This window comes from Novosphingobium sediminis, assembly GCF_007991615.1.
Classification (GTDB): domain Bacteria; phylum Pseudomonadota; class Alphaproteobacteria; order Sphingomonadales; family Sphingomonadaceae; genus Novosphingobium; species Novosphingobium sediminis.
Window position 1 is genome coordinate 1 of record NZ_BJYR01000043.1, and the last position, 12,625, is coordinate 12,625.

A 12,625-nucleotide genomic window follows, 5' to 3' on the forward strand; every position below is an offset into this window, starting at 1 on the left:
GTAATGTGGAGCTCCACATTAAACATATTCGCGTGGCGTGATATCGACCTGAATGTCGTTCCACTCGCCCGGATCGATGTCGGCGAGGCGGCGCGACAGCAGCGCTTCCCCGGTCGAGACGATCTGCACCACAGCGGCGTGGCCATCGGCGAGGCCCTGATCAATCGCCGCGATCAGCGTTGGCGTCTTCATCGCCGTGATCAGATGATTGAAGAAGCGCTGCTTGGCGGATTCGAACGCCGAACGGGCCGCCGACTTGGCCTGTGCGTTGAGCGTGCCCTCGCTGCTCGTGACGTTGGTGGCCTCCAGCGCAGCATCGAGATTGTTGTGTATGACTTGAAACGCCCCGGCATAGGCATCGTAGATTCGGACCTGCTCGAGGGTCAGCTTGTGCTCGATCAGCTCATATTCAACGCCTTCGTAGGAAAGCGAACGGGCGGCATAGAGGCCGAGGGCTTTCAGGTCGCGGGCCAGCACTTCCATCGCTGCGACCCCGCCCGCTTCGATGGCCGCGACGAAGTCTGTGCGTTTGTCGAAGGGAAAGTCAGCGCCGCCCCACAGGCCGAGCCGCTGGGCATAGGCAAGGTTCTCGACCGTTGTCGCCCCGGTTGCCGAGACATAGACGACCCGGGCATCGGGCAGGGCATGCTGCAGCCGCAGTCCTGCACGTCCCTGCATCGAAGGGGCGCAATCGCCCCGTTCGGATTTGCCGCCACCGGCATTCTGCATGGCATGGCTTTCGTCGAAGACAATGACCCCGTTGAACTCGGCCCCCAGCCAATCGACGATCTGCTGCACCCGGGAAATCCGGTTCTCGCGCGCGTCGAATCGTAGCGTGGCATAGGTCGTAAAAAGGATGCCTTGCTCGAGCCGGATGGGCGTGCCCTGACGGAAGCGGGCGAGCGGCGTGACCAGCAAAGGCTCTTGCCCCAAGGCCTTCCAGTCGCGCTGCGCATCTTCGAGCAGCTTGTCGGACTTCGAAATCCAGACTGCGCGCGTTCGGCCCTTGAGCCAATTGTCGAGCAAGATGCCTGCCACCTGACGCCCTTTTCCAGCGCCGGTGCCATCGCCGAGGAACCAGCCTTTTCGGAACCGGACGGCCGTGTCGCAGTCATCGGGCGCAGCTTCCACCCTGTCCCAGGTCGCATCGACGGACCAGCTGCCGGCGAGATGTCCGGCATGGGCTTCGCCCGCATAGATCACCGATTCGAGCTGGGCATCTGACAGCAATCCCTGCTCGACGAGGCCAGCGGGCAGATGCGGACGGTAGCTCGGCTTGGGCGGCGCGACCGAGGACATCGCCGCGGATTGCACCAGACGCGTCGGATGCGGCTGAGCGCCAGCGATGCGGATCGATTGGAGCGTGTAGGGCTCGTAGAGCGTTTCGGAAAGCTTGCCGTCGGTCGGGGGACACCAGTCGATCACATCATAGCCGAGCGGCTCGCCGGATGTCGCAGCGATCGGCGCTGCAGCGAGTCTCGGCTTTGAGCTGGTTTTGATCGCTTGTGTATGACGGGCAGCGGCCAGTGGCTGAAGAGCTAATGCGGCGATGGGCTGACGTGGCGGGAGGCTGTCGGCCAACCAGCGCAGCAAGGTCGCGAGATCGGGAGCCATGCCTCGCGACGCCGGAAATTGTGCTGCATCGTCTGCGGGAACCTTGTCGATCACGGTCAGCCGGGTTTCGACCGTAGTGCCATGCGATGCAAACACGCTGCCCGCTATCACCGCGCTGAACACGACCCGGGCCTTGTCCTGCATCCGGATGAAAGCACCTCGCCATGCCTTGTGATCTGGCGCGCAGTTGGCCCCTGTGATCGCGACGAGCCGACCGCCGTCGGCAAGCCGCGCCACTGCCGATGACAGATGCCGGATGGCTGCGTCGGCCACACGGGCTTCGACATTCAGCACTGCCGAGAACGGCGGGTTCATGATGATGCAGCTCGGCACCACGGCTGCATCGAGCCGGTCGTGGATCTGTGCGGCGTCGTGCATCGACACGTGCGAGCTTGCAAACAGGTTGCCAAGCAGGGCGGCACGCACGTCGGCGACTTCGTTCATCGCCAATCTGCATCCTGCCAGTTCAGCTTGGATGGCCAACAGTCCCGTGCCTGCAGAAGGTTCGAGCACCAGTTCGCCTGGCAGAAAGCCCGCAGCAAACCCGGCCACCCATGCCAGCCCCAGCGGCGTCGAGAATTGTTGGTAGGCCTGCATTTCCTCGCTGCGCCGGGTTTGCGTCGGTGCGAGCTTCGCAATCCGTTCGATCAGTGTGAGCCGTTCGAACGGATTCGCGGTCCTGGCATGGATCGCCGGGCCGTAGCGGCGCATGAACAGCAATTGCGCGACCTCGACGGCTTCGTAGGCGGTCTTCCAGCTCCAGGCTCCGGTCGCATCACTTGCTCCAAAGGCCGACTGCATGGCGGCGCGAATGGCGGGCGTGTCGATCCGGCGACCGGCGGCAAGGTGACCAAGCAGGTCATGGGCTGCGGTGATGATCGCGGTAGCGGTTTGCTGTGGGCAAGCAGCGGCAAGCGGGCGCGCGGAGGCACCCGCCACAGGCGAGTTGGTCATGTCGGAATTCCTTGTTTGAAGTTGGGGAGGTGCAGGCCGGATCAGGCAGGCGGAATATAGGCCTCGTAGGGATTGCCCGGCGTGAGGTGCCCGAACGGTGTCATCACATAGTCGCCGTCGTCGCGGCCAACTGTGCAAAGAACGTAGCGGGTTTCGCCGCTGGCAACCTCGGTGCATTCCATCAGCGCGAGATCGCCTGCTTGTGCCGCTTGCAGCAGCGTCTCGAAATTGGCGCGGGCATGGTCAGGAATTGCCATGGCAAGGCTCCTTCATCGGTGGGGGGGAACAAGACACGCGGGGCGACCGGGGCCGCCCCGCGCGCGCAAAGGTCATTCGGCAGCAATCGCGAAAGCGTCGCCGGCGTCCGCCTGCTCGGCCTCATCCGCGAGGAAATCGGGCAGGTCGGCGATTTCAGCTTCATCTGCTTCGATGACCGGCAACCGCAGGGGTTCCGGCAACCAGCCGGTGCCGCTCAGCAGCCGTTCGGCCTCGCGTGCCATGTCACCCTTCTTGAGATGTTCGATCAGGGCGGCGGTCGCATCGCCCTTCGCTTCGCGGACCGCTTCAATGATCCGGGGTTTGGTCACCCGCCCGAGATAGTTGTCGACCGTTGGCGTCCAGCCAGCCTCGGCCATGTCGAGCCCGACGACTGCTGCCAGAGCATCGGCGGCGGCAATGCGCTGCGCCACACCATGCGCCGAGATGCGTCCGTCATAGCCCTTGCTTGGCTCAAACAGTGCGTTGACTCCGTGGCTGACACAGTGGGCGAGCAGTGCGATCTGCTCATCCTGCGGCATTGCGGCGAGGGCGTCCCAAAGCGGCTGTGGTTCATCCGGCAGCCTTTCACCCCAATGTTCGTGCCGCGCCTGGATCGACTGGCTCCAGACACTCTCGCGCAAGTTCGGTGCGACATTGCCGAGCCAGGCCTGGGTGAGGCCGATCTGCACACAGCCATGAGTCCCGTGGGGACGAAACACCGATAGGACGAGCGCATGGAGAAGGGCGAGGAACGCCGCCTGCGGAGTGTTGGCCAGTGCATCGCGCAGCGCGAGCGTGCGTTCAGCAGTGAGTTCGGAAACGAGCCTGTCAGGCAACGGCTTGATCGCCTCATCTTCGTCGTCGTCACCACCGGTCTGCGCCGCTTGCCCTGCCACGGTGCCAGTCGGGCCATCGGACACGTCTGCGTTGGCTTCGCTCGTACCGTAATTCTGGCCTTCAGCGATGGGTTCATCTTCCGGACGGACATAGCCGCAGTCGATCCGCAGACGACCATCGTGGGTCAGCGAAATGAACACGCCGGCACGCGACATGTCGTCCGGATCGTAGACCGTGGGACGGCTGTTCAAGGCCGTCAGTTCTGCATCGATTGCGGTCAGCCGCGCATCGACTTCGTCGGGAAGGTCGCTGCCATCGCCGTAGTCGTCGCCAATGCGGTCATATTCCTCGACCAGCACATCGCGCCGTGCCTGCTCGTCGTCGGTCAACGGAACGGTCGTGCCGACGATCCGGCGTTTGCCGCGCTCGCAGCCATAGGGCAGGTCAACCGCGGCCTCGACCCATTTCCAGCCTTCGGCACCGATTTCCTGTGCGAGTTCCGAGAGCTTTTCGCTCACCAGCAATTCGACCAGTGCGGGATCCTGCAACCATCCATCCTCGTCCGACGAAAACAGATCGCGCATCACATAGCCGCCAGCCTCGGTGTAGGCGTCAATGCCGACGAACCGGACGCGGCGATCGCTTGCGGAGATCGCATCTTCGGTCAGCAAGCGGCGGATGTGGTAAGCCGGCACATGGTGCCCCTGATTGACCTGTTCCCAGACCTGCTCCTGGCGCGCGTGGTTGTCGGTGACCGAGAAGGCCATGAGCTGTTCGAGCGTGATGCCGTCCTCACCATAGATCTCGAGCAGGGTGGGCGAGACCGAGGCGAGCCGGAGGCGCTGGCGTACGGTCGAAACAGAGACGAAGAACCGCGCGGCGATGTCTTCCTCGGACAGGCCCGCTTCGATCAGCGCGCTGAAGGCACGGAACTGGTCGAGCGGATGCAGCGCGACGCGCATGACGTTTTCGGCGAGCGAGTCCTCTTCGGCGATCCCGGCATCGCGCACGACGCAAGGGACCGGCTGATCCTTCGCCATCCGCTTGGTCTTCACCAGCAATTGGAGGGCCCGGAAACGGCGGCCACCGGCCGGCACTTCGAACATGCCTGTTTCCGTGCCGTCGGCATCGAGCATGGGGCGGACGTTGATGCTCTGGAGCAGGGTCCGGCGATAAATGTCCTCGGCCAGATCCTCGATCGAAAGGCCGGCCTTCACGCGCCGGACATTCTTCTGGCTCAGCACCAGCTGGGAAAACGGGATATCGCGCGAGGCGCTGAGCACGAGCTTGGGTAAAGTCTTGGTCATGGGGTTTCTCCATGACGGGCCGCCCGAAAGACTCTCTCTCAGGCCCGAACCCGTCACGAAGCGAAGCGCCGCCCTCTCACTCTGAGAAGGCAGCGCAACTCATGAGTAACAGGCTGAGCCCGCGGAAGCTTAGTGCACCCGGTCGAGCAACTTCTTGGCCTTGCTCTCCATATCAAGCCGGGCGTCCTGATGGGCCTTGGACCGCGCCAATGCGGTGATGCCCTGCACGAAATCGAAGATCGATTCCGGTGGGCGTCCTTCCTCGGCGAGGACGGTCTCGATGATCCGGCCGGTTTCAGCCTTGGAGAATCCGCGCGCCCGGAGGAAATCCTGCCGGTCTTCGTCGCTGCGGGCGACAATTCGCTCTCGGGCGGTCTTGATGCCGTTGACGAACGGCTGCGGCGAGGAATTGGCAAAGTTCAGCAGCGCCGGTTCGGCTTCGTGGGCAAAGCGGTTCGCCGCATATTTGCTGTGGCGGATGCTGATCTCTTCGAAGTCCTCCACCCCCCACAGGTTCCGGTTCTGGCAGACCGCGCGCAGGTAGAAGCTCGCCATGCCGAGCGTCTTGGCGCCGACCTCGGAGTTCCAGCAATAGAACCCGCGGAAGTAGAGATCGGGCGATCCGTCGGGCAGCCGCCCGGCTTCGATCGGGTTGAGATCATCGACCAGAAACAGGAAGACGTCGCGATCCGACGCATAGAGCGTGGTCGTATCCTTCGAGATGTCGACGTTAGGGTTGTAGACCCCGGTCGACCAGTCGAGCACGCCCGGAACCTTCCAGCGTGTGTCGCCGGTGCCGTTGCCAGCGATCTTCTGCACCGCTTCGACAAGCTCATGGTCGTAGATCCGGCCGTAGTCGGGGCCTGTCACTGCGCGCAGTTCGAGGCGGCCCCCGGAAACTGGATCGTCGGTTTCGAGCGTCTTGATCTGCTCGGCTCGGTTGGAGGTCAGCCCGTATTGCAGATTGATCGCGGCGAGCGGCGCCGGAAGTTGGCGCAGATAGGCAGCAGGAGCGCCTACCTGGCTGGCCAGTTGCCCAAAGCTCCAGTGAGTTGGCGTCACCGATGCCTCGGCACCCGGCAACATGAGAGTCAGGCGTTCCGGATCATTGCGGTTTGCTTCGACATGGATCAGCGCCGTCTCGAGCACGCGCGTCCGGCTCCGGTCAGACCGACCGCGCACTGATCGGGCCAGATCGCCCAGTGACAGAAACCGCTCATCATCGGGGCGCGAGAACCACTCCGACGACACCCTACCCACGCGCGAGCCGCGCGAGACATCCACCTTGTAACCGGCGCTTGAGTCGCGGCGCGTATCGAGAACCTGCATATCCATGGTAAATCTCCATGACGGCTGGCCGGGAGCCTCTCTCTCGACCCTCATCCCGTCACGGCGAAGCCCGCCAGACTCTCACTCTCCCCCCTCAACGCTTACAACCGTGCGAGCGGCCAGCGAGATCGCCAAAGCAAGAAACTGCACCCTGAACGAGGCGGAGCATCGCGTCATCGCTCGCGCAGGCGGAAAGCCGGGGCCTGTCGGCTTTCCCGGCTTGCGCTTTGGGCCATGTCCGCCGGATCAGAGTGCGTGCGGGGCCCCATGCGTCAGACACCGCGCCCTCAGGAGCAGGGCAGGCAGCCCTGCGGGACAGAGCGCGTCAGCAGCCCCGCTCCTCGTTTCGGGGCGTTGCGGGGTGTCCCCGCTGAGGTGGGTGTGAAGAAGATGCACAGCGGCTTCGACCGGGGAGGAAACCTCCTCCCGCACTTCGAAAATCAAGCCTCTACGCCAGGCTACGAAACACGTTGATTACGTGGCGATTACGTGGCGCTCGACAGCCCCTTGGAAGGGGTGTATATTTGCACTTAAGTCGTTGAGAAGTTTGGTGGACGCACTAGGGCTCGAACCTAGGACCCGCTGATTAAGAGCCAAGATCAGAGGGTCCTAGCACGTCCACATGTGTCCAAAAATGGCGGAATTCTGCGATTCAAAGTCCGCATTGTTCTTGAAATGTTCGCCAGTATCCACTACAAAAAGCTACCTAAGGTAGCAGGTACATATGGCGAACAAAGTAGGTTTGACGGACGCTAAGATCGCAGGACTGAAGGCGCCGGCTGCGGGTCAGATTGAGCTCGCCGATGGTATCGTCCCCGGCCTCAGGCTCCGCATGGGTGCCAGTGGTATCAAGACGTACATTCTGCGCAAGCGGGTTCAGGGCAAGTGGTTGAATGTGACGATCGGACGCCATGGTCCGAGTTTCACCCTGGCCCACGCCCGCAAGAAGGCGCGCGATCTGCTTGTCGATGTCGAGCAGGGCAAGAGCATCGCCAGAAAAGCGGGCGAAAAAAGGAAGGGTTCAAAAGGCGTCGGGACAGTCGCGGAGCTCTACGAGACTTACCTTGCTCAGCAGATCGAGGGCAAAAAACGGAGCGCGAGGGAGTTCGATCGGGTCTTCCGAAAGTACATTGAACCGGAGATTGGAGACCGGCTCGCGGACTCCATTACCCGAAGTGACGTGAGCCGCTTCGTTGAGAAGATTGCGTTCGAGCGGGGCAAGGAAACCCTGACGATGGCGCGCATCGTGTATCGCCATCTTTCGACCTTCTACACGTGGGCGCTCACCAGACTTGAGCATATGCCAGCCAACCCCTGCCGGGATGCGTGGCGCCCGAAGCGGAATGAACCTCGAGATCGTGTACTGAGCGACCGCGAGCTAGCGGCACTATGGCAGTCTGCTGTCGAGGATGGCTATCCATTCGGTCATCTTGTGCAGATGCTTGTCCTTACGGCTCAGCGCCGGGGCGAGGTGCTCGATGCCGCGTGCGACGAGTTCGATTTCAAGGCGAAGGTCTGGACAGTTCCGGGCGACCGAGCGAAAAACGGCAAGGCGAATGTGGTGCCGCTATCCGCGCAGGCCCTGGCAGTCATTACCGAGATATTCATGGCGGCTGGCATCGACCCCGACGAGGCCCACAAGCAATCCCAGATCCTGTTGGCATCGAAGGTCACTAATACGAACAGCGTCAGCGGACTATCGAAGGCGTGGAAGCGGATCAGGGCAAGCGTGGACGAGAAGCTCGGTTATGAGGCCGGTCACTTCACAATGCATGATATTCGACGGACGGTGGCAACCGGTCTCCAGCGTCTTGGCATACCCTTGGTGGTTTCTGAGGCGGTCCTCAATCACCAGTCAGGATCAGCTATGGCTGGCGTCGCTGGGGTCTATCACCGTCACCAGTATACCAACGAGAAACGCGAGGCGCTGGCGTTGTGGGGTAAGGAGGTAATTCAGATCGCAGCCAAGTACCCAGCCGAGGCCAAAGACGGCTAATCTCAGAGGGGATCGAATCCGCTAAAAAAACACCCAGCCAGAAAACGCAGGACTATGGACCCTGCTCCAGCCATTTCGAGCCGATCTCTAGAAGCGCCAATGGCGAAGGACTTCGCGGACATATCCAGGCGTCTCGCCATTGCGGGGAATGCCGCCTGCGCGTTCGACCGCCCCTGGACCAGCATTGTAGGCAGCCACCGCGAGGTGAACCACGCCGAACTTGTCGAGCATCTGCCGCAGATACCGCGCAGCGCCGAAGATGTTAGCCATTGGATCGAAGCGATTGAAGACCCCGAGGTCCTTTGCCGTTGCGGGCATCAGCTGCCCAAGCCCCGCGGCGCCTGCCGGACTGACGGCCAAAGGGTTGTAGCGAGATTCCGTCCAAACGAGTGCATCGAGCAGGCCTGCGGGCAGTGAATACTTCGCTTCCGCCGCATAGATGTGGGGCAGGTAGCTTGCTCGCCTGAGGCCGGATGGGCCAGGTTGAGCCTTTGGCTCGTATCTGTAGGGCAGGTTGACCCGACCATTTTGCGGCACAGTCATAACAGGTGCCGGGTCGTCTTGGGCAGATCGCCAGAGCCCATGTTCGACCAGCTGGAAGCCGTTCGATGTTTCAGCGATCCGAAACCCTTCGGAGTGTCTGCCGGGCACTTCGATTGTGGCTGGCGCGGGCAAATCCTGGGCTCTGGCGGGGATAGCAGAGGTGATCGCGATGCCTGCGATCAAGATAGCTTTCATTGTCATTTCTCGATCCTTGTATAGCCGAATCGAGGGAGAACATATAAAGAACATATGACGTAGGAAAATGGTTTGACGCTGGTGCAGAGCGGAGGCTGCACGGGGCGGGCACCTCAACCGGAGTAGGACGATGCCCCCGTTAGACAATGCACATCAACTCGAACGCCGCGCCCTCACCATCGTCGAAAGCCTTCAGGGTACATGGCGTAGGGGCAAAGGCATGTGCTGCTGCCCCGCGCACGACGATCGAACTCCGTCGCTGAGTGTAACCTTGGGGCGCAAAGCCATCCTGTTTCATTGCTTCGCGGGATGTCCGAATGAGGATGTCATTGCGGCACTGGATCGCCTGGGCGTGCGCAGCTGCGACCTTTTCAACAGCTCAGACGCCAGAAGCATCGAGCGGCAAAGTCATGGCGACTTCAACCCCAATGCACGGCGCTTGTGGCAATCGGCCACGGCGATCTCCGACAGCCCTGCCGCACAATACCTTGCGAAGCGCGGTCTTCTACCGGCATCCGAGCAACTTCGTTATCTGGCGCGTACGCCGCTGGGGCCGCGTGATGCTGTGCAATTTCTCCCCGCGATGCTGGCGGCAGTCACAACCGACATTGGCATCATCGCAGTACACAGGACTTTTCTCGACATCGGAAGCAGCAAATTGGCAGGCTTCGAACGGCCCAAGCGTGCACTGGGCCGCCTCGGCTGCGGTGCGGTCAGGCTTGCGCCGGCAGAGCAGGGCCGCCTGGGTCTTGCCGAAGGGATCGAAAGCGCCATGTCAGCAATGCAGCTGTTCGGGGTCCCGTGCTGGGCAACACTCGGGAACGAGCGCTTCGGCCTTGTTGCGATCCCGGAAAGCGTTCGTGAGCTCTATCTGTTCATCGACAATGACGCCGGGGGCGCCCTCGCAGAGGAGCGAGCGCTGAGGGCTTATGCTGCGCCTAATCGTGTCATCCACTCACGAGCACCAGCCTCGCCAGGTTTTGACTGGAACGATGAGTTGAAGTCCCGGCTTTCCCGTAAACCAGATCCGTTGGGCAGAGGGGAGGGGGCCTTTGGCTGATTGAGGCCTGCTCGCCGCAGGACCTCGTCAGGAGGTTCCCATGTCCAATTCGTCTCTTGCCTTTGCCTTCGATGAACCATCACCGCCCGTTGTTGCGATTGCAGCCCAGATCATGGCTTCGGAGTTGGCGGCAGGCCGCACGCTCTCACGCAGCGACATCAGCCGTATCATGACTGCGCACTTTGGAGGGAGCGATGCTCTCGGGCGATGGTCAGTTCGCGATGCTCACGCCGCGATCGAACTTGCGCAAGTTCAATACCTGCAAGCATCGGATCATATCCGACTCTCGGCCCGGATCGAGGAAGTAGACCGGTTCTTTTGTTCCCTCGAGGACCGAATTCCGACCCAGACCAATCGCAGTGAAGAGCAGATCGAATGGCAGCAGTTTGCAACGCCGCCCCGCCTTGCCTGGCTTGCTGCCCGGGCTTGCGAGCTCGTCGCAGACGAGCTCGTGCTAGAACCGTCGGCCGGAACAGGGATGCTCGCGGTCTGGGCATCCAAGGCCGGCACACGCCTTGCCTTGAACGAGATTTCGCCGCTGCGACGCGACTGCCTGAGCGCTCTGTATCCGGCTGCCCGAACGACTGGCTATGACGCTGAACTGATCGACGAGCTGCTCGATCCGGTCATCAGCCCAAGCGTCGTGCTGATGAACCCGCCCTATTCGCAAGGCATCGAGCGAGGGCACGATAGTCGCACCGGCTCGCGCCACCTGCGGTCTGCCTGGAACAGGCTTGCCCCGGGCGGGCGGCTGGTTGCGATCATGCCTGAATGGTTCGATTGCACCAGGTTTCTGGTGGGGCTGAAGGGGCCAGTGGCTCTGCGGCTCAATGCCGCGGTCGAACGCGCTTTCATCAAGAGCGGCACCGGGATCACCACGCGGCTGCTGGTGCTCGATAAGGTGGAGGGCGCCAATGAGCCTGTTGCGATCCGTAAGAACGACTTCCCCCAGCTGGTCGATCTAATCAATGCCTTGCCTGCTCGCGACAGCAGACAGGTAGCTCCTGAACAATCAATCCTCCCGGCTCGTGCGCCGTTCCGTTTGGTAGCCGGCCCGCGCAGACTGCTTCCGGCCCCGGCGAGGATCACGCCTGCAGCGTCGATCGCCATCGGCGCGCTGACCTACGAGGCGCTTGAAATCCCTGCGCCGCTTGGGATCCAAGTCGGCCACTATCTGCCCTATCGACCGAGCAGGATCGTGATCCATGGCGCGGCCGAGCATCCGACGGCGCTGGTTGAGTCCGTTGCCATGGGTTCGATCTCGGCACCCAAGCCAGAGGCGGTGCCGCAGCTTCCGGATGGACTAGTTTCCAAGGGGCTTCTGTCTGCTGCCCAGGCGGAGACCCTGATCTATGCCGCGAGTGCTCATGCGCGCGACCTTCCCGGCCGATTCGAACCGGAGGACAAGGGCTGTTCGCTCAAGGCATCGGCGGAAGGTCACGTCTACCGGCAAGGTTATTTCCTCGGGGATGGCACCGGCGCTGGTAAAGGCCGCCAGGTCGCGAGCGTCATTCTAGATCGCTGGGTGCGCGGCGAACGCCGCCATATCTGGATTTCGAAGAACGAGGCGCTGCTCGAAGACGCGCGCCGCGACTGGGCCGCCCTTGGCGGCCTCACGATCGACATCCAGCCGCTGTCGTCCTGGAAACTCGGCACCCCCATCGCCATGCGCAACGGGATCCTCTTCGTGACCTATCCGACCCTCCGTTCAGGCCGAAACGACGCAACCCGCCTCGACCAGATTCTCGCATGGGCCGGTGAAGATTTCGACGGCGTGATTGTGTTGGACGAAGCGCACGCCATGGCCAACGCTGCCGGCGGCGAAGGATCGCGGGGCAAGGTCAAGGGATCGGAGCAAGGCATCGCCGGGGTGCGCCTGCAAAACCTCCTGCCCCGGGCAAGGGTGCTCTACGCCTCGGCCACCGGAGCGTCCGACGTCAACAACCTCGCCTATGGGACGCGCCTCGGGCTCTGGGGTCCGGAGACCGCGTTTGCCAATCGCGAGGCGTTCGTTGCCGACATTCGCGATGGCGGAATTGCAGCGATGGAACTGGTCGCGCGGGATCTTAAATCACTCGGCCTCTACACGGCCCGGGCCCTTTCATTCGCCGGCGTAGAATATGAAATTCTCGAGCATTGCCTGACCGAGGATCAGATCGCGGTCTACGATGCCTATGCTGAGGCCTGGGCGATCATTCACGCCAACCTGCGCGAAGCACTGGAGGCCACGCGCATCGTCGACAACGAGACCGGGGGGACGCTCAACTCCGGTGCCAAATCAGCAGCACTGTCGATCTTCGAGGGAACCAAGCAACGCTTCTTCGCGCAGCTGCTTCTGTCGATGAAGCTCCCCAGCCTGCTACCCGCGATCGATACGGCGATTGCCGAAGGGCAGGCCGTGGTCGTGCAACTGGTCTCGACGGCAGAAGCCATGCTCGACCGCCGGCTTGCCGATCTATCAAACGAGGAACGCGAAGCGCTGGAGATCGACCTGTCCCCTCGGGAATATGTGTAATGTGGAGCTCCACATTA

Annotated in this window: 8 protein-coding genes and 1 tRNA gene; 3 read left to right on the forward strand and 6 right to left on the reverse strand. The window is 62.2% G+C overall.

Annotated elements, in window-relative coordinates:
- Positions 1-18: 18 nt before the first annotated feature.
- From NSE01_RS20680 to NSE01_RS21395, 5 genes are all read right to left on the reverse strand, one after another.
- Positions 19-2,568, reverse strand: coding sequence for a strawberry notch-like NTP hydrolase domain-containing protein (locus NSE01_RS20680; RefSeq protein WP_218033312.1), 2,550 nt, complete (start codon positions 2,566-2,568; stop codon positions 19-21).
- A gap of 41 nt (positions 2,569-2,609) precedes the next feature.
- Positions 2,610-2,825, reverse strand: coding sequence for a DUF6117 family protein (locus NSE01_RS20685; RefSeq protein ID WP_147161462.1), 216 nt, complete (start codon positions 2,823-2,825; stop codon positions 2,610-2,612).
- A 72-nt stretch (positions 2,826-2,897) separates the two neighbouring features.
- Positions 2,898-4,970, reverse strand: a complete 2,073-nt coding sequence (locus NSE01_RS20690; RefSeq protein WP_147161463.1) for a ParB/RepB/Spo0J family partition protein — start codon at positions 4,968-4,970, stop codon at positions 2,898-2,900.
- A 129-nt stretch (positions 4,971-5,099) separates the two neighbouring features.
- Positions 5,100-6,305, reverse strand: a complete 1,206-nt coding sequence (locus NSE01_RS20695) for a DUF932 domain-containing protein (protein WP_147161464.1) — start codon at positions 6,303-6,305, stop codon at positions 5,100-5,102.
- A 542-nt stretch (positions 6,306-6,847) separates the two neighbouring features.
- Positions 6,848-6,929, reverse strand: a tRNA-Ser gene (locus NSE01_RS21395).
- A gap of 94 nt (positions 6,930-7,023) precedes the next feature.
- Here NSE01_RS21395 and NSE01_RS20700 point away from each other — a divergent pair.
- Positions 7,024-8,295, forward strand: coding sequence for a tyrosine-type recombinase/integrase (locus NSE01_RS20700; RefSeq protein WP_147161465.1), 1,272 nt, complete (start codon positions 7,024-7,026; stop codon positions 8,293-8,295).
- Positions 8,296-8,382: 87 nt separating this feature from the next.
- Here NSE01_RS20700 and NSE01_RS20705 read toward each other — a convergent pair whose 3' ends face one another.
- The gene (locus NSE01_RS20705) at positions 8,383-9,039 is read right to left on the reverse strand and encodes a transglycosylase SLT domain-containing protein (protein ID WP_147161466.1); all 657 of its coding nucleotides are present in this window, start codon (positions 9,037-9,039) and stop codon (positions 8,383-8,385) included.
- A 124-nt stretch (positions 9,040-9,163) separates the two neighbouring features.
- On the opposite strand from NSE01_RS20705, the gene NSE01_RS20710 reads away from it, so the two are divergent.
- Positions 9,164-10,093, forward strand: coding sequence for a DUF7146 domain-containing protein (locus NSE01_RS20710; RefSeq protein WP_147161467.1), 930 nt, complete (start codon positions 9,164-9,166; stop codon positions 10,091-10,093).
- 40 nt (positions 10,094-10,133) lie between these two features.
- Positions 10,134-12,608: a strawberry notch-like NTP hydrolase domain-containing protein gene (locus NSE01_RS20715; RefSeq protein WP_147161468.1), complete on the forward strand. Its 2,475-nt coding sequence runs from the start codon at positions 10,134-10,136 to the stop codon at positions 12,606-12,608.
- The last annotated feature ends 17 nt before the right edge of the window (positions 12,609-12,625 follow it).